This is a genomic window from Aurantiacibacter rhizosphaerae (genome assembly GCF_009807005.1).
Taxonomy (GTDB): Bacteria; Pseudomonadota; Alphaproteobacteria; order Sphingomonadales; family Sphingomonadaceae; genus Alteraurantiacibacter; species Alteraurantiacibacter rhizosphaerae.
In genome coordinates this window covers 1,257,683-1,279,556 of record NZ_WUBR01000001.1, presented here as the reverse complement: position 1 = coordinate 1,279,556, position 21,874 = coordinate 1,257,683, and the positions used below count along the sequence as shown (strand labels likewise).

General features: G+C 61.6%; 19 protein-coding genes and 1 tRNA gene. 10 read left to right on the top strand and 10 right to left on the bottom strand.

What is annotated here, in order from left to right; all coding sequences use genetic code 11:
- Nucleotides 1-12: 12 nt before the first annotated feature.
- Nucleotides 13-924 carry a PadR family transcriptional regulator gene (locus GRF63_RS05995; protein ID WP_237392304.1) on the bottom strand — a complete coding sequence of 304 codons (912 nt, stop codon included), beginning with the start codon at nucleotides 922-924 and terminating at the stop codon, nucleotides 13-15.
- Between the two features lie 120 nt (nucleotides 925-1,044).
- Between GRF63_RS05995 and GRF63_RS05990 the strand changes: the two genes are divergently transcribed.
- Together GRF63_RS05990 and GRF63_RS05985 are read left to right on the top strand one after the other, a co-directional pair.
- Nucleotides 1,045-2,358 (top strand): replication-associated recombination protein A, encoded by a 1,314-nt coding sequence (locus GRF63_RS05990; RefSeq protein ID WP_160485018.1) that lies wholly within the window; start codon nucleotides 1,045-1,047, stop codon nucleotides 2,356-2,358.
- Nucleotides 2,355-3,221, top strand: coding sequence for a hypothetical protein (locus GRF63_RS05985; protein ID WP_160485017.1), 867 nt, complete (start codon nucleotides 2,355-2,357; stop codon nucleotides 3,219-3,221). The genes GRF63_RS05990 and GRF63_RS05985 overlap by 4 nt, the downstream gene beginning before the upstream one ends.
- A gap of 10 nt (nucleotides 3,222-3,231) precedes the next feature.
- Here the strand turns inward: GRF63_RS05985 and GRF63_RS05980 are convergent, their stop codons facing one another.
- Complete coding sequence (locus GRF63_RS05980) at nucleotides 3,232-3,597, bottom strand: TM2 domain-containing protein (protein WP_160485016.1); 366 nt, start codon at nucleotides 3,595-3,597, stop codon at nucleotides 3,232-3,234.
- Between the two features lie 164 nt (nucleotides 3,598-3,761).
- Here GRF63_RS05980 and GRF63_RS05975 point away from each other — a divergent pair.
- Nucleotides 3,762-3,837: transfer RNA gene (locus GRF63_RS05975), tRNA-Thr, on the top strand.
- A 42-nt stretch (nucleotides 3,838-3,879) separates the two neighbouring features.
- Here GRF63_RS05975 and GRF63_RS05970 read toward each other — a convergent pair.
- Nucleotides 3,880-4,647 (bottom strand): HpcH/HpaI aldolase family protein, encoded by a 768-nt coding sequence (locus tag GRF63_RS05970; RefSeq protein WP_160485015.1) that lies wholly within the window; start codon nucleotides 4,645-4,647, stop codon nucleotides 3,880-3,882.
- 7 nt (nucleotides 4,648-4,654) lie between these two features.
- Complete coding sequence (locus GRF63_RS05965) at nucleotides 4,655-5,218, bottom strand: gamma carbonic anhydrase family protein (protein ID WP_160485014.1); 564 nt, start codon at nucleotides 5,216-5,218, stop codon at nucleotides 4,655-4,657.
- A 199-nt stretch (nucleotides 5,219-5,417) separates the two neighbouring features.
- Between GRF63_RS05965 and GRF63_RS05960 the strand changes: the two genes are divergently transcribed.
- The 7 genes from GRF63_RS05960 to kce all read left to right on the top strand — a co-directional run bounded on the left by GRF63_RS05960 (nucleotide 5,418) and on the right by kce (nucleotide 12,657).
- Nucleotides 5,418-6,569: an iron-containing alcohol dehydrogenase gene (locus GRF63_RS05960; protein WP_160485013.1), complete on the top strand. Its 1,152-nt coding sequence runs from the start codon at nucleotides 5,418-5,420 to the stop codon at nucleotides 6,567-6,569.
- Nucleotides 6,566-7,906, top strand: coding sequence for an MFS transporter (locus tag GRF63_RS05955; RefSeq protein WP_237392303.1), 1,341 nt, complete (start codon nucleotides 6,566-6,568; stop codon nucleotides 7,904-7,906). Before GRF63_RS05960 ends, GRF63_RS05955 begins: the two co-directional genes overlap by 4 nt.
- Nucleotides 7,903-8,637: an SDR family oxidoreductase gene (locus GRF63_RS05950; RefSeq protein ID WP_160485012.1), complete on the top strand. Its 735-nt coding sequence runs from the start codon at nucleotides 7,903-7,905 to the stop codon at nucleotides 8,635-8,637. Before GRF63_RS05955 ends, GRF63_RS05950 begins: the two co-directional genes overlap by 4 nt.
- A 98-nt stretch (nucleotides 8,638-8,735) precedes the next feature.
- Nucleotides 8,736-9,686, top strand: a complete 951-nt coding sequence (locus tag GRF63_RS05945; RefSeq protein ID WP_160485011.1) for a helix-turn-helix domain-containing protein — start codon at nucleotides 8,736-8,738, stop codon at nucleotides 9,684-9,686.
- Between the two features lie 111 nt (nucleotides 9,687-9,797).
- Nucleotides 9,798-10,256, top strand: coding sequence for a nuclear transport factor 2 family protein (locus tag GRF63_RS05940; protein WP_160485010.1), 459 nt, complete (start codon nucleotides 9,798-9,800; stop codon nucleotides 10,254-10,256).
- Nucleotides 10,253-11,710 (top strand): NAD-dependent succinate-semialdehyde dehydrogenase, encoded by a 1,458-nt coding sequence (locus GRF63_RS05935; RefSeq protein WP_160485009.1) that lies wholly within the window; start codon nucleotides 10,253-10,255, stop codon nucleotides 11,708-11,710. The genes GRF63_RS05940 and GRF63_RS05935 overlap by 4 nt, the downstream gene beginning before the upstream one ends.
- Nucleotides 11,711-11,721: 11 nt before the next feature.
- Nucleotides 11,722-12,657 (top strand): 3,5-dioxohexanoate:acetyl-CoA acetone transferase, encoded by a 936-nt coding sequence (gene kce, locus GRF63_RS05930; RefSeq protein WP_160485008.1) that lies wholly within the window; start codon nucleotides 11,722-11,724, stop codon nucleotides 12,655-12,657.
- A gap of 106 nt (nucleotides 12,658-12,763) precedes the next feature.
- Here the strand turns inward: kce and GRF63_RS05925 are convergent, their stop codons facing one another.
- The 6 genes from GRF63_RS05925 to GRF63_RS05900 form a co-directional block, all read right to left on the bottom strand.
- A complete protein-coding gene (locus GRF63_RS05925) occupies nucleotides 12,764-15,799 on the bottom strand; it encodes a TonB-dependent receptor plug domain-containing protein (protein ID WP_160485007.1) in 3,036 nt (1,011 codons plus the stop codon).
- A gap of 160 nt (nucleotides 15,800-15,959) precedes the next feature.
- Nucleotides 15,960-16,817, bottom strand: coding sequence for an amidohydrolase family protein (locus GRF63_RS05920; RefSeq protein ID WP_160485006.1), 858 nt, complete (start codon nucleotides 16,815-16,817; stop codon nucleotides 15,960-15,962).
- Nucleotides 16,818-16,839: 22 nt separating this feature from the next.
- The gene (locus GRF63_RS05915; protein WP_237392302.1) at nucleotides 16,840-17,757 is read right to left on the bottom strand and encodes a cupin domain-containing protein; all 918 of its coding nucleotides are present in this window, start codon (nucleotides 17,755-17,757) and stop codon (nucleotides 16,840-16,842) included.
- Between the two features lie 9 nt (nucleotides 17,758-17,766).
- Nucleotides 17,767-19,674: a nuclear transport factor 2 family protein gene (locus GRF63_RS05910; RefSeq protein WP_160485005.1), complete on the bottom strand. Its 1,908-nt coding sequence runs from the start codon at nucleotides 19,672-19,674 to the stop codon at nucleotides 17,767-17,769.
- Entirely contained in the window at nucleotides 19,671-20,630 is a 960-nt protein-coding gene (locus tag GRF63_RS05905) for an ABC transporter substrate-binding protein (RefSeq protein WP_160485004.1), read from the bottom strand. The genes GRF63_RS05910 and GRF63_RS05905 overlap by 4 nt, the downstream gene beginning before the upstream one ends.
- Nucleotides 20,631-20,895: 265 nt before the next feature.
- The gene (locus tag GRF63_RS05900) at nucleotides 20,896-21,864 is read right to left on the bottom strand and encodes a helix-turn-helix domain-containing protein (protein ID WP_160485003.1); all 969 of its coding nucleotides are present in this window, start codon (nucleotides 21,862-21,864) and stop codon (nucleotides 20,896-20,898) included.
- Nucleotides 21,865-21,874: the final 10 nt, after the last annotated feature.

The window sequence follows — 21,874 nt, the reverse complement described above, 5'->3', positions numbered from 1 at the left end:
TAGTTCACAATGCTACAGGCGCTCTATCTTGCGTGCCAGTTCGTCGATCAGGTCGACGACCTTGTCCTTGTCCATATCTTTCAACCCGCCTTTCGATGCCTTATTTGTCAGCACCGAACCAAGGTTGCCCATGGCGCGGAAAAGCTCTGCTGAACCAGTTGGACGTGCGCGTTCCCGCTTGCGGCCCAAACGTGCCCACAATTCTTCCAGCTCATCCTGCCGGTCCTGCAATTCGCCAAGGCCGGACTTGGTCGCCTGGAACAGCTTCCTTGCATCGTCGCTGGTCTTTTCGGCGATGACGCCCTCGTCGGCCAGCATTTGCAATGTGGGATAAATGGTGCCGGGACTGGGCGAATAGGAACCCGCCGTCATCTCTTCCAGCGCCTTTATCAGCTCATAACCGTGGCGCGGCTCCTCTGCCAACATGGCCAGCAGGACGAGACGCAACTCGCCCGGCCCGAACAGGCGACGCCTGCGCGGGGCATCCCCGCCATGAGGCTGCACATGCTCTCTACGCCGGGCCTTGCCGCTCTTGGCGAACAAGCCGCCGGGTCCGAACATGCCGTCCTTTCCGAAAGGTCCATCCTTGCCGAAGGGGCCATCGGGGCCGAAGGGGCCGCCCGTGCCAAACGGGCCATCCTGGCCGAACAGGCCCTCTGCACCGAACAGATCATTGCTGCGATAGGCACGGCGGCGATAGCGGTGTGATCCGCGATTACCCATGCCCTCATCCTCTTCAGTGTCGTCAATCTCCACGTCGATATCGACGTTAAAGTCCTCGCCCTCATGATATTCGTCAATCTGGCCTTCGATACCCTCAGGCTCCACGATTTCGCCCTTCGCGCCACGTCGGCGCGCGTTGCCCGGCTTGGGTGCCTTGGGCGGTTTCGGCGGCTTGGGGGGTTTTGCGTCGTTCTTGCTCATCCGTGCTCTCCAATATATCCCACGCGCTTAAGATATATCTTAGTGCTATCTTAACAAGAGCCGGTGAAAAATTTGCCGCGCGCCCTACTTCGCGCAGGCAGAGGCGCTACATAGGCGGGTATGGCCGATCTCTTTGCCGATGATACACCGCAATCCGCACCCGAAGTGGTGAGCGATGACGCTCCGCTGGCAGATCGCCTTCGTCCCCGCACCCTTGCCGAGATTATTGGGCAGGAGCACATCACCGGTCCGGAGGGCGCGATTGGCCGGATGGTGGCCGCCGGAAAGCTTTCCAGCACGATATTATGGGGTCCGCCGGGTACTGGCAAAACCAGTATCGCGCGCCTGCTGGCAGCCGCCGTGGGCATGCGGTACGAGGCTGTCAGCGCCGTGTTCAGCGGCGTTGCGGATTTGAAAAAGGCCTTCGCCGCCGCCGAAAAGGCGCAGCAGGCGGGCCAGCGAACCCTGCTGTTCGTGGACGAGATTCATCGGTTCAATCGCGCGCAGCAGGATGGCTTCCTGCCGTTTGTCGAACGCGGCCTGGTGACGCTGGTTGGCGCGACCACGGAAAACCCCTCGTTCGAGCTCAACGCCGCATTGCTCAGCCGTGCGCAGGTGCTGATCCTGCACCGCCTTGATGCAGAGGCGCTTGGCCGCCTGCTGGACCGTGCAGAGGAGCTGGAAGGCCCCCTACCCGTAACCCAGCCGGCGCGCGAAGCCCTGATCGCATCGGCCGATGGAGACGGACGCTTCCTGCTTAACCAGGCGGAAACGCTCTACGCCGCCAAGATCGAGGAACCGCTGGATCCTGCTGCCTTGGGGCAATTCTTGCAACGCCGCGTGGCCGTGTATGACAAGGATCGCGAAGGGCATTACAATCTGATCTCCGCCCTTCACAAGGCCGTGCGCGGCTCTGATCCGCAGGCTGCGCTCTATTACATGGCGCGCATGCTGGTGGCGGGAGAAGAACCGCTGTTCGTTGCCCGGCGCCTGATCCGCATGGCGGTGGAGGATATCGGCCTTGCCGATCCGCAGGCGTTGACCCAATGCATGGCCGCCAAGGATGCGTACCAGTTCCTCGGCAGTCCGGAGGGCGAGCTTGCCCTGGTGCAAGCGTGCCTTTATGTCGCGACCGCTCCCAAATCCAATGCCGTTTACAAGGCGCAGAAATCCGCCTTCAAAAGCGCCAGGGAAACGGGCAGCCTGATGCCACCGATGAACATCGTGAACGCGCCAACCAAGCTGATGAAGGACGTCGGCTACGGCAAGGGCTACACCTATGATCACGATGCGGAGGAAGGCTTTTCCGGCGATAATTACTGGCCAGCCGAAATGCAGCCGCAAACCTATTACGCACCTGTGGAGCGCGGGTTCGAGCGGGAGATTTCCAAGCGTCTGGATTACTGGAACAAGCTGAGAGCCGAGCGGGATTGACGCGGTTCAGCCATTTCGTCGCCATTGATTGGTCAGGCGCGGTCGGCCCCCGGCACAAGGCGATCGCCATGGCGATTGCCGATGCGAAGGGCGGCGCGCCCGTTCTGGTGAAGCGCGAAAAGGGGTGGAGCAGGCAAGAGGTTCTGGCACTGCTGCGTGACGATCTGCCGCCTGCAACGCTGGTTGGTCTGGACCTTGGCATATCGCTGCCCTTCGTGGATTGCGGCAGCTTCTTTCCCGGCTGGCACGAAAGCCCATCCGACGCGCGCAGCCTGTGGCAGATGATCGAACGGATATGCCTTGATGACCCACATCTGGCCGCCAGCAGCTTTGTCGATCATCCCGATGCCAGCGCCTATTTCCGGCGTCACGGTGGGAGAGAGGGGGCGCGGTTCGGCGGTGGGCGTGGCCGCTTCCGCGTGACAGAGATCGAACAAGCGAAGCTTGGCTGCAAACCCTATTCAAACTTCAACCTTGTTGGTGCGGCGCAGGTCGGGAAATCCAGCCTCACGGGCATGCGCATGTTGCATGCCCTGCGCGGACATCTGCCCGTGTGGCCCATCGATCCGCTGCCCGCCAAAGGCTCGGTAATCGTGGAGATCTACACCTCGCTTGCCGCGATCACCGCCGGTCGCACCGCGTCGCGCGCAAAAATGCGCACGTTTGAGGAATTGAACGCAGCGCTGATCAATCTGGGCAGCCCGCCGATTGCCGCGAAGGGCGCGATAGACGATCACGCCAGCGATGCTCTGGTGACATCCGCCTGGCTGCGCACGGTGGCAGACAATCCGGCGCTGTGGGCTCCCGCTGCCATGACAGCGCAGGTCGCGCAAACGGAGGGGTGGACCTTCGGCGTGGCGTGAGCCTCTTGCCCTAGCGGCGGCGCATCTCGCGAATTTCCTCCACCCTCGGATCGAAAGAAGCGGCGGGCTGCGCGGGCTTGGCAAGCTGTGGCTCCGGCGCCATCGGCTCACGCGCGCCCAGCTTGCGAATGGTTTCCAGGTTTTCATCCCTCACCAAGTCCGGGATCAGGAAGGCGTCTATCAGCCACCAGAACGCCAGCGGGATGATGCCGATCACCGAAAGGCACATCAGCAACTGCACGATCCCACTGCGCGTGCGCCCGATATAAAACCGGTGTGCACCAAGAAATCCGAAGAAGAACCACAGCAGGTAGCTGACGCCGGTGGACTTGCGATGCGCCTCGAAAATCAGGTGGTCCTGGGTACGGGAATCCATTCAATGCTCCTGCTTCGCCCCACATCGATAGAAGCACAAACGCAACTTGGTTTCAAACGGCACTTTCGCGCGATTTGCCGCAAAGAACAGCTGCACCCACTTGCCATTGCGAAGCGTTTCGGACAAAGGGGCCATCGCCCGATTGGCCATCGTCCGATTGGTAAGCCGGTTTAGCTCAGTTGGTAGAGCAGTTGATTTGTAATCATCAGGCCGAGGGTTCGAATCCTTCAACCGGCACCATCCCCGAATTGCAATGCATCTCACCAGTCAGCAAACCCATCGTCAGGTGATTGCCGGGGGAGCCGCACGCCGCACCGCTTCTCTAGCGGCGCTGCCGAAGATCGTCGCATCGTTGCTCACCATCACCAGCGAGAAACCCATTTCAAGATAGAGCTTTGCCTCCTCCGGCGTTCCAGCTGCGGCTCCTGAAACAATCCCGGCTCGCCGTGTCACGTCCAGCACTTGCTTGGTAAGCGCCCGGACTTCGGGATCAGCCGATGGCTTGCCGCTGGAAAGCATCAAATCGCCGTGACCGATGAAAATGCCGTTCACGTTTTCGAGCGCAGCATATTCTGCCGCCATCTCCAGGTTCTTCCAATCTTCGAGCTGGACCATCCGCAAGCATTGATTGTCACCTCGATCGAGATAGTCGGACATTTCGCCCAGCCCCCAGCGGCCTGCACGCGATGTCGTGCCCAGGCCCCGTTCCCCTGCCGGGCTGAAGACCATTTTCCTCGTAACGCTCTCGGCATCCTCAAGGCTTGTCACGCGGGGCACCAACAGGCCATCCGCCCCTCCGTCCAGCAAAGGCTGGATGGTCGAGCCGCTACAATCCGGCAAGCGCACCAGTGCAGCAAGGCCAGCGGCCTGCGCGGCGAAAACCAGCTTGTATGCCGTTTCGAGGGTGTGGGGCGCGTGTTCCATGTCGATCACGACGAAGTCGAAACCGGCATGGCCCAGCAATTCGACAGTTTCGAGCGAAGGGATCTTGACCCAGGTGCCCAGAAGTCCGCGCTCGGCCTTCGCAATCGTTTCAATGATATTCTTCATTCTGCCCTCAGCCCACGTTCGCGAGGCCACGATGGTGGTCCGCCATTTCCAGGTAATGATCGCACTGCTCCGCCATGCCGGCGATTTCTTCGGGCGTCAGCGCGCGCATCGGTTTTGCCGGACGGCCGCTCCAGATCTCGCCCGCTCCCACGGTTTTTCCCGGAGTTAGCAGCGCTCCTGCACTCAGCATCCCGGTTGAGAGCACCCCCGCCTTGTCCATGACTATGGCGCCCATCCCCACGAAGGCGCGATCATCCACGCGGCAACCGTGCAGCACTGCCATGTGCCCGATCAACGTATCCTCACCAATGATGGTGGGCAGCACTTCGCCCTTCGCGCCAATGCGCGGTCCTTCGACATGGATCACGGTGCCGTCCTGCACATTGCTGCGCGCGCCGACCCTGATCGGGCCAAGATCGCCGCGCAGAACGCAGTTGTACCAGATGCTTGCGTGTTCACCGATCTCCACGTCGCCGATGATCTTTGCCCCCGGCGCTATGAAAGCGCTGGGGTGTATCTGCGGTGCCTTGCCGCGATAGGCGAGGACGAGTGCTTCTGGATGGTCGTGCATGGCAATATCCTGCACATCCCTGGTCCGCCAAAAAACCGCCAATCGCTCCTGAGCCGCTTATGACCGGATATGATGCCGCTTGGGTCAAGTTGAGGGCACCCATCATACTGGAAAACCCCGATCCCAGCGGCGATAAGAGGCACGCCCTGAGAAATACGCCGAACATGCCAAGGGTGCCGCGCGAGGGGAGACCGCCAAAGTGACTGACACAAGTATCAACCTGTACCAGGTTTCCTGCGTGAGGATTGGTGCCGACATCCTGACCAAGTGCGCTAGTGACTGCGCTGCTGCCGGGGCGAAGCAGGTCATGATCATAACCTCCAGCCCCATCGCCGCGCTGGCTGCGCCCCTTTCGCAAGCCCTGGATGCGCGGAAGATTGACAACCTCGTCTACTCCGGCCCCGAAGGCGAGCCGACGCGCGCCGATCTGTTGCAGGCCTTGGCAGCAGCGACGGACTTCAATGCCGACTTTGTGATCGGCCTTGGCGGTGGCAGCGCGATGGACCTCGCAAAACTGGTCGCAGCGCTGCACCAGTCACCGCAATCGTTCGAGGATGTGGTCGGGATAGACCTTCTGGCGGATCGCACGCTTCCCCTCGCCTGCATCCCCACCACGGCGGGCACCGGCAGCGAAGTCACCCCAATCGCCATCATCGAAGACGAGGAGGCCGAGCTCAAGAAGGGCGTCGTCAGCCGCCATCTGGTGCCGGACTTCGCTTATCTCGACGCGAAGCTCACCTGCTCTATGCCGCGCAAGGTAACCGCCTCCACCGGGCTGGACGCGCTGACGCATTGTATCGAGGCTTATGCCAACCGCTTTTCGCATCCCGTGGTGGATCGCTGGGCGCTGGACGGCATCCGCCTGATCGCCGAAAATTTGGAACGCGCCTGCGAGGAACCCAATGATCTTGCGGCGCGGGAGGGCATGCTGATGGCAAGCCATCTGGGCGGGATGTGCCTTGGCCCCGTCAACACTGCTGCCGTACATGCGCTCGCCTATCCCCTTGGTGGAGAGTTCCATATTCCGCACGGGGTGGCAAACTCGCTTTTGCTGCCGCACGTCATCCGCTTTAATACAGAGCTTGAAGCGGGCCGCTATGCACAGGTCGCTTACGCCTTGGGCGTGGAGCCGACGGGCGATGCGCGCGCCGATGCGCATGCAGGCGTTGCCGAGATTGAACGCCTTTCTTCCGTCGTGGGTATCGACCGCCGCCTTAGCGACGTGGGGATCAGTTCCAACGCCCTGCCCAAGATGGCAGCCGCGGCCATGACCGTGCAGCGATTGCTGAAGAACAACCCGCGTGAGGTTACCGAGGCAGATGCCCTGGCCATTTACGAGGCAGCGCTATGACCACCGCGACGAACATCCCTGCCGAAGCTGAAGGCGCAGAATCCGAAGCGCCGGATCGCAGCCTGTTCGGCTGGTATCGCGAAGCCCCGCGCAAGACCCGGCGCGTTTTCTGGACCGTGTTTGGCGGCTGGGTAATGGATGCCGCGGACGCGCAGGTCTTCCAGTACCTGATACCGCTCCTGATCATGTCGCTGGGCATTACGCTGACCGAGGCCGGATCCATCGCCAGTGCCAGCTATTTTGCAGCGGCGATCGGCGGCTGGCTGGGCGGCTGGTTGTGCGACCGGTATGGCCGTGCGCGCATCCTGATCGTCACCATCCTGTGGTTCTCGGTTTTCTCCTTCCTCTCGGGCTTCGCGCAGAATTATGAGCAGATGCTGGTGATCCGCGTGCTCCACGGCATCGGCTTTGGTGCCGAGTGGGCCGTGGGCGCGGTGCTGCTGGGCGAGATGATCAATCCCAGGCATCGCGGCAAGGCGCTGGGCGCGGTGCAATCGGGCGCTCCGATCGGATCGGGCATCGCGGCGCTGATGGCGGGGCCGGTGGCGGCCAGCTTCGATCCCGATATCGGCTGGCGCATCGCTTTCTGGGCTGGCCTTGCCCCGGCGCTGCTGATCTTCTTCATTCGCAAGGGTTCGGACGATTCGCAGATCTTCAAGGATACCCATGCCAAACTGAAGGCAGAGAACCGCAGCGTCGGCCTTGGTGCGATCTTCAATCGCAAGGTGGTGTGGATCACGCTGCTGGCCTCCATGCTGTCCCTCGGCGTGCAGGGTGCGGCCTATTCGGTTGCCAATTACCTGACCTCTTTCATGACGGTGGAGCGCGGGCTGACGCAGACCGTGGCGGGCCTGCTGGTGCTGGTGAATTCGGCCGGCGGCTTCTTCGGCTGCATCGCCAATTCCTATATCAGCGACGTGATGGGCAGGCGCACCGTGTTTCGCCTGTTCGGCTTCGGCTTTCTTATCATGGCGTCTATTTACCTGTTCGGGCCATGGGGCGGGAACCTCTGGTTCCTGGTACCGATCGGGATGATCTACGGCTTCTTCCAGTTCGGCATGTATGCCAGCTTCGGCCCTTATTTCACCGAGCTTTTCCCCACCGAGATACGTGGATCGGGCCAGGCCTTTGCCTACAACTCTGGCCGGGCCGGAGCGGCGCTGTTCATCCTCGCCGTCCCGATTACCGCGCAATTCATGCCGCTTAGCGCAGCAATGGCGACGATGGGGATTGTCGGCATTGCCTGCGCACTGATACCCACGCTGATCCTTCCTGAAACCGTCGGGCGCGCCCTTTCGCCCGGACAGGAACCAGTGACAGATCGGAGTGATGCATGAGCAAGGGCGTAATGCTGGTGATTGGCGGCAATCGCGGGATTGGTGCCGCGACGGCAAGAAAGGCGGCACGGCGCGGCTATACCGTCGCGCTCACCTACGCCAGCAGCCCCGATGAAGCGGCTGCGGTGGTTCGCGAGATCGACGCGGAAGGTGGTTCTGCGACTGCCCTTCCCTGCAATGTCGCAGACGAAAGCGATGTGGTGGCGCTGTTTGAAAAAGCAGCCGAACTCGGGCCGCTTTCCGCGATGGTCTACTCCAGCGGCATCACCGGCCCCGCGTCTCCGCTGGCGCAAGTCAGCGGCGAAACGCTGCGCGATGTGGTTGCGATCAACCTGACCGGTGCGATGCTGTGCGCCCGCGAAAGCGTTAAGCGCATGTCCACGCGGCACGGGGGCAAAGGCGGCTCCATCATCTTCATATCCTCGCGCGCATCGGATCGCGGCTCTTCGGGCGAATATGTCTGGTACGCTGCCAGCAAGGGCGGCGTGAACAGCCTGTCCATCGGCCTGTCGCGAGAGGTGGCGCAGGAGGGCATTCGCGTGAATTGCGTCTCGCCCGGCCCGGTGGATACAGGGATGCTGAGCGCAGAGCGGCAGGCAAAGGGCGCAGCAGCCGTGGCCATGGGCCGCGTTGCCGAACCTTCCGAGATCGCCGATGCGGTGATCTATCTCGCATCGGACGAAGCATCTTACGTAACCGGCGCAAATCTGGCCGTAGCGGGAGGTGCATAGGCCAGTGGCCCGACTTGCCAAACGACGAACGATGTTAGAGTATTGATAACAGGTACCAATGGCTCGACAAGAAGCCTGGGCCGGAGAGAGGAAAGCGAATGCAGTCCTACAATTCCGACACGTTGCCGGCGGCCACGCGGACTTCAGCGTGGAATGCGCTTTATTCAAAGCAGCTCAACAACGTCGAATTCACGCCCGCCAGCAATGTCGATTTCGCCGCACGGCTGAGCCTGGGGCAGCTGGGCCCGATCCAGTTTGCGCGCATGTGCACCAATCGCACCAACATAATGCGAACGCGCAAACACATTCTGCCCAGCCAGCAGCGGCTCTATTCCTTCCTGTTGCAGGCCAGCGGCAGCAGCACGCTTTCGCATTGCGGGCAGGAAGCGCAGCTGACCGCGGGCGACTTCGCCCTGTGCGACAGTTCCGCCCCGCACAATTTCACCGTGGACGACAACAGCATCGTGATCATGCTGCGGATCGATGCCAAGACGCTGAAGAAGCATCTGCCCACGCCGGAGCGTTTCTGCGGCCTGCACCTGAAAAACGAAGTCGGCCTGACCGCCACGATGTCGGCCATGCTGGAGCGGTTGGACAGGCAGCTGGAGAAGGGCTTCACCTCCACTTATGACGAGCGTTTCGCACAGAACGTGCTGGAAATGCTCTCCATGTCCTATGCCATCGGCTTCGATCTGGAGCCCGATGTATCCGCCGTGCTTCGCGGGCGGCATGCAGAGGTTATCCGTTATATCGAGGATAATCTGCGCGATCCGAACCTGTCACCTGCCAGCATTGCGAAGGGCATGCGCATCTCGCCGCGCTACCTGCGCACGATCTTCGCGAGTTCCGGCGAGAAGGTTTCATCCTATGTCATCCGGCGGCGGCTTGAGGAATGCGCAAAGCAGATCCGCGATCCCAACTGGTGCGGCCATACGCTGACCGAGATCGCATTTGGCTGGGGCTTCAACAGCGCATCCCACTTCACGCGCACATTTCACGAACATCACGGCGTCGCCCCGCGCGAATATCGGCGCCGCATGATGAAGTGACCGCCAGATTCTGCACCAAACCGTTTAGGGCAAGTCACCCTGCCCCGACAGGCAAGTCGCCGCTCCCCTAACCTGTCAGCGCTCGCCAGGTTACTATTGGCGGAGACGGGCATGACAAGCGACAGCAGATCGGCATTGACGCAGGAGCTGGCGCTGGTGCTGGCAGACTACTGGCACGAGATCGATTTCAACGGCGGCGCCGGTGCCAGCGCATATTACACACCGGACGCCGAATTCCACGGTCAGTTCGCCTCCTACGTAGGGCGTGACAAGATCCAGGCCTTCTATGACTGGCGGCGCGGACAAGGCCCACGATTGTCGGTACACAGCTTCACCAATTTCCGCGCGTATTTCACGGGCGAAGACACGGCCGAGGCGACCAACTTCCTGTTCCTCTACGCCGCGAATGGCGAGAAGCCGCTCGCCAGCCATGTGCCGGTAACGATCTCTCTTGCCACGGACCGTTTCCGCCGCGTCGATGGCAGGTGGCTGTGCACTTTTCGGCGTTTCGAGCATTTGTTCGAGAGTGACACTCCGATCACCAATCCGGATCTCGACGAGGAAACATGACCGAACAACGCGGCAAGCTTAACCAACCAGACCTGCTCATCTCCAAGGCGTTCGTCGCCGGCAAATGGGTTGAAGGGGAAAACGACGCTATTGCGGTGGATGACCCGTTCACCGGCGACACCATCACCGAAATTGCCTCTGTCAGCGCCGCGACCACGCAGCGCGCAATCGATGCTGCGTCCGAAGCCCTGCCCGACTGGGCGACGCGCCCGGCCAAGGAGCGCGGAGCCATCGTGCGCAAATGGTTCGAACTGATCGAGGAGCACAAGGAAGACCTTGCCACGATAATGACGCGCGAAAACGGCAAGGCCATTCGCGAAGCGCGCGGCGAGGTCGATTACGCCAACCAGTTCATGGAATTCTACGCCGACGAGGCAACGCGCGTGCTGGGCGAGATCATCCCCGCCGACAAGCCGGGCCGCCGCCTGCTGGCAGAGCGCGAACCTGTTGGCGTATGCGCGGCCATCACGCCGTGGAATTTCCCCCTGGCGATGCTGACACGCAAGGCGGCCCCGGCGATGGCCGCAGGCTGCACCATGGTGGCAAAGCCCGCTGGGCAGACCCCGCTCACCGCGCTCGCCTTCGCCAAGCTGGGCGAGGAAGCGGGCATTCCCGCGGGCGTGTTCAGCGTCGTCACCGGCAAATCCAGCGACATCGGCAAGGTGCTGACGAAAAGCATGGCCGTGCGCAAGCTGACCTTCACCGGCTCCACCCCCGTGGGCGTTTCGCTGATGGAGGCATGCGCAGCGACGATGAAAAAGGTGAGCATGGAACTGGGCGGCAACGCCCCCATGCTGATCTTCGACGATGCCGACTTGGACACTGCCGTCGAAGCCGCGATGGTCGCGAAATTCCGCAACAGCGGGCAAAGCTGCATCGCTGCCAACCGCATCTATGTGCAGGACGGCATACGCGACAAGTTCCTCGATGCGTTCAAGGATCGCGTCTCTCAGATGTCGGCCGGTGACGGGTTTGACGAGGATAACGACATCGGCCCGCTGATCGATGGCGATGCGATAGAGAAGGTGGACGAACACCGCGAGGACGCCTTGTCGCATGGCGCGCAATGCGTTGCAGGTGGATCGTCTCCCGGTGGCCGGATCGCCATTCCCACCCTGCTGACGGACGTGCCCGCAGACGCCAAACTGGCGCATGAGGAAACCTTCGGGCCGCTCGCCGGTGTCATCGGTTTCGACACAATCGAGAAGGGCCTCGAGCTGGCGAACGACACCCCGTTCGGCCTCGCCGCCTATCTCTGCTCCAGTGACCCGGAAACCATCGCGCATGTCTCGCGTGGACTGCAGTCGGGCATGGTCGGGATCAACACCGGCCTCATCTCCAATGCCTCCGCGCCGTTTGGCGGGGTGAAGATGTCGGGCGTGGGCCGCGAAGGCTCTCACCATGGCATCGAGGAATATCTCAACACCAAGTACATCTGTCAGGCCGGTCTGTAAGGAACATGTGAATGCGCAAGACGAACAAGGTAATCCTCACTTGCGCGCCCACAGGCTCCATCCACACGCCCTCCATGTCGCCGCATCTGCCAGTCACGGCAGACCAGATCGCCCACGCGGCGATCGAGGCGGCGGAGGCCGGGGCCGCTATCCTGCACCTTCACGCCCGCAATGAGGCTGATGGCAGCCCCAGCCCGCGCGCGGCGGACTTCATGCGCTTCCTGCCGCGCATCAAGCAGGGCTGCGATGCGGTAATCAACATCTCCACCGGCGGCAGCGCCATGATGAGCCTGGATGACCGGCTGGAAGGCGCGAAGGCCGCCCAGCCCGAAGTCTGTTCCCTCAACATGGGCCCGCTGATCTTCGACTTTTCGGGCGCTGGCAAAAGAGTGGAGCACTGGCAGCATGAGTGGGAGCGCGAATATGTCGAAAGCTCGCGCGGCCGCATAATGTATAATGACAACGCCTATATCGAACGCATCATGCTGGAAGTCGGCCGGGAGTTCGGCACGCGCTTCGAATTCGAATGTTACGACATCGGACACCTCTACACGCTGGCGCATTTTGCCGATCGCGGGCTGATTGATCCGCCGTTCCTGGTGCAGGGCGTATTCGGCATCCTTGGCGGGATCGGGCCGGACCTGCGCAACCTTGGCCACATGGTTACGGTTGCCGACAGCCTGTTTGGCGAGGACTACATCTTCTCCGCATTTGCCGCGGGCAAGCACCAGATGGATTTTGGCACGCAGTCCGTCCTGCTGGGCGGCAATGCGCGCGTCGGGCTGGAGGACAGCCTGTTCATAGATCGCGGCGAGCTCGCCAAGAGCAACGCTCAACAGGTCTCGAAGCTGCGCGGCATCGTGGAGGCTTTGGGCCGCGAAGTGGCAACGCCAGCCGAAGCACGCGAAATGCTGGGCCTGAAGGGCGGCGACGCTGTAGCCTTCTAGCTTCCAATGGGCAGCGCCAGCGGGCGCTACAGTTCAAATTACAAACAAAGAGGGGCCGGATCGCTTTGCTGCGATCCGGCCCCTTGCTTCGTCGACCCTGTCAGGATCAGTAGCGCAGCCTAACCCCTGCGCGGAAACGCGATCCGAAGGTGTCGAAATAGACGGGGTTGGTCGGGTAGTTGGACCCGCCAAGGCCACCACCGCCCGGCGCAACCGGAGGCTTGGTGTCGAACAGGTTCTGGATCGCGCCAAACACCTCCACGTACCGGTCTCCGCCAGCGTTGATGGGTATCTGGTAGGACATGGCGAGGCCGAAATAGGTCGCGCTGTCTACACGGTTGTCATTGATGCTGTCCGGCAGTGACGGGTCATAACCCGCGTCTTGCGGCCCGATCTTCTCCACGTCGTAAATGCCGCTTGGAATATGGCGGACCGACAGCGTCGCGTTGAAATTGTCATCGTCGTAGGACAGGAACCCGTTGTAGATCCAATCCGGTGCCGGGTTGAAATCGCCGCCGTTCGTAACCGGGCCAGACTGACCGGCATAATCGATGACCGGCGTCGTTGGATCGGCCTGTACCTGGAAATCATACTGGTGGTTGGCCAGCAAGCGCAGGCTTACCGCCCCTTCCGATCCGGCGAACACCTCGTACAGCGGCAAATTATACGCCAGTTCGAAATCGAAGCCGCGCACGTCCAGGCTGCCAAGGTTCACCTGCCGCGCATCGACGAAGGTGATGTCGTTTGGCGAGGCAAAGGTGATGCGATCGCAGAACAGGTCAAAGTCGCCGCAGAAATCCACGATCCTCTGGCCCGGCAGCGTGGTGACGGTGTCGGTCACCTCGATCTGGTACCAGTCAGCCGACAGCCGCAGACCGGGAATGAAGTCGGGACGGAAGACGACGCCGAGCGTGGTCGTGTCCGCGCTTTCCGGTTGCAGCGCAAAGCTGCCTCCGTTCAGGATGGGTGTCGGGTCATCACCCAGCCCCGGTGAGCCGGGAATGTTGAAATTGTCGACAATGCCCTGCGAAGAGCCTTCCTCGGTCGGCACCTGCTGGTTGAACAACTCGCGGAAACCCGGCGATCGGATATCGCGGGACCGCGAACCGCGCAGGCGGACACCTGCGCCAAGTTCCCAGATACCTGCCAGCTTGTAGCTGATTGCATCGGTGGTCTTGCTCTCCCCGGTGTTGGCGTTGTCGGCGGTGTTCTGCGTCCAGCGGACCGCGCCGTTCAGCTCCAGGATTTCGGCGAAGGGAACATCGGCAAGGATCGGGACATTCAGCTCGCCGAATGCCTCGAAAACGTCGATGGAGCCGCCGTAATCGGTGCCGAAGGTGAAGGCGTAATCATTGAAGTTGGGAATGTCGCCATTGGTCACGTCACCCTTTTCAGTGCGATATTCCGCGCCGATTGCAGCACCGATGGGACCGGCTCCGAACCCTGCGAACAGGTCACCGCTGATCACACCAGCAAGAACGTGCTGCGAATATTTGAAATCCTGCACGATCGGGCGATAGGCATAATCGATCGCCTCCTGCGTCAGATTGTCGAGGCCAAACAGATTGAGCGGTGCACAGCCTTGCGAGCGCGGGTCCGGATTTGCGGCCAGCGTTTCGCGGCAGACGACGTTGCCATTGGGCGTGCCGGTGAGGAACTGGCCCTCGTCAACCGCATCGAGCGCATACTGGAACTCGGTGTTGACGCGCGAATAGCGGCCATCGCGATGCTGGTCGTTCTTGCCGTACTGGTAATAGACGTCCCAGGTCCAGTTGCTGCCGATTTCGCCCGTAAAGCCCAGAACCCCGCGGAAAACATCGGCTTCCACCTGGTTGAAGGCCGGGATCTGACTGTCCACATCCTTGCCGAGGCTGAAGGACGTACCGTCGAGCAGATCGACAAGTTCATCCGGCAGATAGGCATTGTCCGGCTTAATGAAGAAGGTCGAGCGCGGACCTGCGGTGACGCCGGAATTCGATGCCTCCCGGTGCGAGTAGGTCAGCTCTGTGTAAGCCTCGATCGCGTCGCTGAAGGCGTATTCCGCATAGAGATATCCGACGTAGCGTTCCTGCGGTGTCTGGATATCGGAATCGGCATAGGTGGATTCGCCGTCGCCGCCGCTGCGCGGGCCGAAGGTGTTGGCGTTTACGTAAATGCCGGGGTCAAAGTCGAAGATGGCCGTGCCATCGTCGTTGAAGCGCAGGTTGCGCGCGGCAGGATTTGCCGGGCCACGGTTGCGAACCACGCCGCGGCTATCGTTGAAGGCCTGCTTGGAATTGGGCGCAATGACGAAATTGGGCTCGCCGAAAGTGGAAGAACCGGGCGTGTTGTAGCCGGTCACAGTGCCATCGCGCAGCACGTCACCTTCATTGGAGAAAATATCCCAGCTTTCCGCACACCACAGGCGCACGGCGGCACAATCCCCAATGCCCTTCACGTTCTGGTATTCGCCGCCGAACACCACATGGCCGCGGCCATCACCGAAGGACGTGCCGTAAACAGCGGACGCGTGATAATCCTCACCATCCCCGCGGAAGGTCTGCCCGTAGTCGGCCTGGAGCCGCAACCCTTCAAGATTTGTGTTGAGGATGATGTTGACCACACCGGCAATGGCGTCAGAGCCATAGGCAGCAGAAGCGCCGCCGGTCACCGTTTCCACCCGCTCGATCATTGCCGTCGGGATCATGTTGAGATCGACCGACCCGCCATTGGATGTCGGCACGAAGCGACGCGAGTTGACCAGCGTAAGCGTGCGGGTGCCACCATCAGGGTTGAGGCCGCGAAGGTTGGCAAAGCTTGCGCCCACATCGGCACCGGCGGTGATGCCCGCCGTTGCGTCGGACTGGAACGCGGTGTTCTGCGGGATCAGTTCAACGATGTCGCCTGCATTCACGATGCCAAGATCATTGGTCGTTTCCGCGCTAAAGACGGTTGCCGGTGTCGGCTCGTTAAAGCCATCGCGCCTGATGCGCGTGCCGGTCACCACGATGGAGGCTTCTGCATCGTCAGTTCTGACAGGGTCAGCGGGCGGCGGAACGTTTTCCTGGGCCATGGCCGAAGTCGCCGACAGCAGACCGATGGCCAATGCGGCCAGTGCGGCTCCTGTCTCCAGTTTACCAGTACGTGATCGTTTCAAAAGCATGTATTCCCTCCCTCAAAGTCCGGCGCCTCATTCTTCCGGGTTTCTGGTGGCCGGAGATGACGCTTCGGTTGTTTCATTCGCAGGGAAGGGGATTCAGGGCTTTCCCAAAAGGGTACGCCTTTCTGCCGCAGGCGGCACTCGCAGGCCGGGCATTACCGGATCAATTGAAGTAAAGTTGCAGGCCCGTGCGGCAGATTTCCGCGCGCTTTTCCGGGTCGGGCAGCCAACGGGCATAGCTGGCCAGAACCTGCTCATAAGTCACCCGGCTTTCATAGCCCACAAATGGTGCATCACTGCCCCACAGCAGGCGATCGGTACCAACGCGGCGCAGCAACTCTGCCGCCACCGTCGCGGCAACGCTTTCAAGATCGCCATCGGGATCGTCGCGCCACGCGGCCGTTCCCGGCAGACGGAAACCCGCTGACATCTTTATCCAGCACAAACCCGTATCGACAGCGGCCAGCATGGCATCGAAACCATCGCAGCCCAGCGGGTCTTCAGGCGCAGGATGGCCGAAATGATCGATCACCACTTTCACCCCTGCATCCAGCAAGGGGTCTATCACCTGCCGCAGGTTGTGCCCTTCCACCGCGACTTGCGCATGCCAGTCGAGATCGCGCATGCGGCGGATCAGCAGCTGACAGTCCGCAGATTTGAAGTCGGGCAGTGTCTGCTGCCGCGCCAGTTGCAGCCGCACCCCTACGATGCCGTCCGCCTGCATCCGCTCCAGCGTATAAAGGTCTGTCCGGGGATCGACGATGGCGGTGCCCTTCAACCGCTTGTGCTGCCGCAGAGCACGGATCATGTAGTCGTTGTATCCGCCCGAAATGGACAGGCCCGAAAGCACGGCGAAATGCACGCCGTGTGCATTGAGCGTGCCAAGCAGATCCTCGACCGTGAAGGCATAGTCCGGCACCGTCCAGGCATCGGGACTTGTCGGCATATATGCATCGAACACGTGGGCGTGGCAGTCGATGATCAAACTGCCCGCAATCGAGTTTCCTCCTGCCGCGGTCATTCGTTTTCCCCTCCCCTGCGCCTCACTTGCGCGGATAATCATCCGCGTTGAGCACCCAGCCAGGCATGTCGGAGAAATCTTCCCGCGGGGGCGAGAAAATATCAACGAGGACATTGGTCTGGGGATCCGATGGCGCGGAGGTGTGGATCACGCGCGGCGGAATGACGCAGACCGACGGGGCAAGACACCTCTCGTGCTCATCCTCCCGCCACTCGTTCTGATCGGCCGTCCAGGGCCAGCGCAGGTGGTGCATGTACCAGCCCTTCACCGCCAGCGAGCATTGCTCGAAATCGTCGTGATGATGCGGCGAAAGCTTGGTGACATCGCGCGGACCCTGCGGGGGAAACACGTTGACCATGAAGGTGGTGCAGCGGAAAATCTTGCCGAAACGCCCCTCTTCATCGGGCACGTCGAGGCTGTAGCTGCGGATGCGAAAACCGCCATTCGGTGTGGGCCATGATTCCAGTTCCGGCACATGCGGATGATCGCCCGGATAGCGGTCGGCATTGTGGACCTTGGCCACGATATCGGGAGAGCGGGTGGAGATCAGCCGCACGGCCGGCCCTTCGCCATGCAGCTTGATCCTGCTGTCGCCCGGCGGGATCATGGTGATCGAAAACGGTTCGACCTCCTGCGTCTCGCCATTGGCCTCTACCGTGGCGCTGACGTTGGTTTCGGGCAGCAGCAGAACATATTCGTCCACCTGTCCGTCGCGCTCGAACACCGCGCCGTCTTCCACCTCGGAATAGCAGACGACCATGTTCTGGCCCCTGGTGTACCATGTTCGGGCATGGTCGCTGCGCTCCTGCGGTTCGCTGTCGTAATAGCGGGCGTAGGTGCTGGTGCCGAAGGCATCGCTGGCTGACGCTGCGGCCTGCCCCGATCCACCCTTGGCTGTTGAGAGGCCCGCACGCGGGTCGTCAGATTCATACATCGTCATGGTCCAGTTTCACTCGCGATTGCCGTCAGACCAGGTCAGCGGCGTTTCGGCCTTCCGGCCGCTGACGGGGTTATCAAAGTGGAAGCCCATCGGCCTGATATCAGGGAAGGGCGCGAAGGTTTCGCCGCGCAGGGGCGCATTTGGGGCGAATTCGGCGATGACATCCGCACTCACGCCAAAGCGCGAGTTGTTGGCAGGATCTATGCCCATCCAGCCGCCGTCGTAATCGCCCAGCCAGACGTAATCGAGATCCATGCCGTGGATACGCCAGATGCCATCTTCCTTGATCACCTGGTTCTCGTAAACGCCGCCGATCCAGCTGCCGCCCGGCTCCGTACCGGAATTGAATTGCAGCAAACGGTTGCGCACGAAGGCGCGCGTTCCATCGCCGAATACGGTGACATAGGGCTGGGTCTTCTGGTGAATGGCCTGGAAGGCATCGTTCGGTCCGCCCTCGCCATAGCGCTGGATCAAGCTGGCGAGCACCCGGTCCTTACCGATGAAGGTGCCGATATAGGATAGCTCTTTCCAGCCATCGCGAGAGAAGACGGCGGCGGTGTCGCGCCAGGCGAACTGATCGATGTAATAGCCATAGGCATTCGAAACATTCGCCGCCCCGTCAAAAGCCTCGGCATGATTGAGCGCATTCACCTCGCTCGTGACCTCGCCCGTGGCTTTCTCTTCCAGCCGGAACAGTGGCAGGTTCAGCGATGGCGATGCCAGCGGCACGCCATAGGCCGATTGCGGATAGGCCATCGCATGCACCGTGGTCTCCGCATCCGGCTCTCCGCCAGCGGGCACCGGCAGCGCTGCGGGCAGCGGATCGCTCCACCCCGTTTCATAATCGGCGCGCATAAAGGGCGTGCGGGTAATGGCGGCGATGCGCCACACGCCGTCCTCGCCCTCGCCAAGGCGGAATACCTGCGTGCTGATCGACCATTGTCCGCTGCCGCCATGCTGCCCCGTCATGCCCAGCTCGATCGTCATGATTTCGATCTGGCCGTCTGGCAGGAAGGTTGTCTTCGGCATCAGCAGAGGCCGGTCGTTCAGTTCCCCCTGCTCCAGCCCCGGTGCACCGAAGCGGAGCAGATAGCGCCGCGCGCCATCCGCCCCTACCCAGCGCCCTTGTCCGGCGACATCAATGGTCGCGTCGTCGGCCAGCAGGTCCACGATATCGTCGTACAACCCGCGATCGAGATAATAGCCATAGGCATTCACCAGGTTGAGCGCATGGCTCTGATCAAGCAGCGCGCCCGATTGCGCTGCCAGTTGCGCGTGGCTCATCGGTTCGGCGGCGCTCCTGCCGGTGAATATCCGGCCCGCCTCGTCCGGCGTGTAGTGATAGGGCGCGCGCTCCAGCGTCTCGGCATCGTGGAACCAGCCATCGGCCTGGGTTCCGGCGAAATGCTCATAGGGCCGGATGCGGGAGATCCGCCACTCGCCCCGGTCCAGGCGATAGTCGATGACGTGGGTCAGGCCCTGCCAATCGGCGCGCTCTCCGCTGCGACCGGTCATGGCCACTTCATGCCAGCGTGCGGTGGCAGACTGGCCATCCTTAGCCAGCGTGATGACCGGGCTGAGAAAAATCCGCGCGTTGAGAATGCCGGGGACGAAAGCATCACCGCTGCTGCCATCGCCCTGTGTTTCACGCAGCCAGCCTTCCACGCCAGCAGGTCCGGTGATGACGCTACCCGCCCTCACCAGTTCGATATCATTGGTCAGCAAAGAAGCCATGGCGGGAAAGGCTCCGTGGAATGCCAGATGCCCCCACGTGGCCTGCAGGTTCTTGATCTCGCGGATGGAGCGCAGGTCTTCGAGGCGCGCAGTTTCCAGCGCGACGTCATTCGCGGCCTCCTGCGCCGCAGCGGGAATGGCCAGCAGAGCTGCGCAAAACAGGATGAAAGCGTTACGGATCATCCGCCCGCTCCCAGCGCGACGGCTTCTTCGTAAACGCTGGTGTCGATCAGCGTGGCAAGCTGTTCGCGCGTGCGCGGCTCGCGATCGTCGCGCTCGGCAAGCCATTGTTCCTGCACCACCAGCACATCCAGCAGGTCATCCGGCACGTTGGCGAGCCATGCATGGTGTTCCCAGCTATCGACCACGTCCTGCGGATCGAACTCGCCCGATTGCGTCACCAGCTGCTGCGCCCGTGCGGGATCGCTGCGAACCTCTTCGCTCGCATCCAGTATCGCGCGGATGAAATAGACGATCTTCTTGCGGGTAACCGGATCCGCCAGCTTTTCTGCGGTGGAATTCAAATTGAATAGCTCGCGGTAAACGCCCTCGCCGCTGAACACGATCAGGTCGTCGCCCAGCACCTGCGCGGCATTTTCGCTTTCAGGCTCCCAGATCACCACCGCGTCGACTTCGCCAGCTTCCAGCGCCTCGGTCATGCCGGCAAGCGGCACGATGGAAACCGCTTCGATATCGGCGTAGCTCAGGCCTTCGCGTTCCAGCATCAGCTTGAAAAAGTAGCCTGCCGAGGTCTGCGGAATGGTGGCGACGCGCTTGCCGCGCATATCCGCCATGCTCTCGATCCCGGCGGAGCGGCGCGCAACCACGCGGTAAAGTCCCTCGGTAACCGTCATCAGGATGCGCAGGTTGGGATGCTTTACCGAATAGCGCAGGGCCTGCGTTTCGGCATTGGTCGCAACATCGGCCTCCCCTTCCTCGCCAAAGCCCGGCACCGGCGGTTCGCCCACTAGGTTGGCGATCGAGCCCATCCGCACCGTCGCCTCGCCCGGATAGAATTCTTCCGCTGCAAGAAGAGTGGAGGCAATTTCGAAAGTCTGCACATTGCCGTAAACAGCGATCGGCCCCGGATCTGGCTGCGGCGCAGGCTCCTGCACGGCTGCGCATGATGCGAGCAGCATCAACCCCGTTACATTTGCGAACGCGTATTTCAGGCTTCCAGCCAAGACTAATCTCCCTCCGACGATCCGGCTCGGCGAGAAAACCCACCGTCCGATGCAGGATCAACTATTCATGGAAGGAGCAAAACTGCAATCGCTGCAAAGGCCGAAGCCGACTAAGGCAGGTTTCAGTTCCGAAAAGGGCAAAAACCGCAGCTGGTCGCGATGAATCGCACTGTGATTGTCATCCCGTTGCTCAAGCTATCATTGCCGGACGGGTTCTCTCTCAGGCCGCGAGACACGCGAGCCGGGAGCGGCGATATTCGCGCGGGGCCTGACCATATTTTTCATTGAAGGTGCGCGTGAAATGGGCCGCACTGTTGAAGCCCCACGAAAAGGCTATCTCGGTCAGCGTATGCGCCTTCCATGCCGGGCTGGCCATTTGCCGGGCGCATTCCTCAAGGCGGCGGCGCAGGATGTAGGCGCCCATCTTTTCCCCGCCGGGAGAGAACACCGCGCGCAAATAGCGGGGCGAGACTCGCAGGCCTTCGGAAATTGTCGCGGGCGAAAGTTCAGGGTCGCGCAGATTGTCCTCGATATAGCCAATGACATCCTTGTGGCGCTGCCATGCAACGGCGGTCGCTTCCTCGCTTGGCGCGATGCCTGCTCCCGTGGTGTAGGCCATCGAGATCATTTCGAGGAGATATCGAGCCACCCTCTCTTGGCACATGTGGTTGACACTGGCGACGCCGCCGCTGCTGAGTTCGCCCACCATCGCTGCTACCGCGCCGGACAAGCCATCCGCACGGCCGAGGCGTTGGCCGCAATATTGCGCCGGTGTGGGCAGATAGGTTTTGAGGGTCTCTGCACAAACACGCACCATGACGGTGGTTGACTGCGTCTCGGTCCGAAAGAAATGTGGCAGGCTGGTATCGCAAAGGACGAAATCACCCTCCACCAGCTCGGCCTCCTTGCCGCAGTGGGAGAAGATGCTCGTGCCCTTCGCCTGCAACAGGAAATTGTAAAGGCGAGAGGAGTTGCGGGAGATGTGAGAAGGCTTACGCTCCACGCTGCAGCGATCCAGCTCCAGCCGCGCCAGCTTTACCGGCCCAAGGTGGCCGATCCGCAGCTCTGCATCGAACTCGTCACGATGCTGCGGTATGAAATCGCAGGCACTCATGCGGGTGGCGTACAGTTCCGCCCACGCTGCCGCCCTGCGCCCTTCGGGCAAGCCCTTCGTGCTCAGTAGTTCCATCACTCTCTCC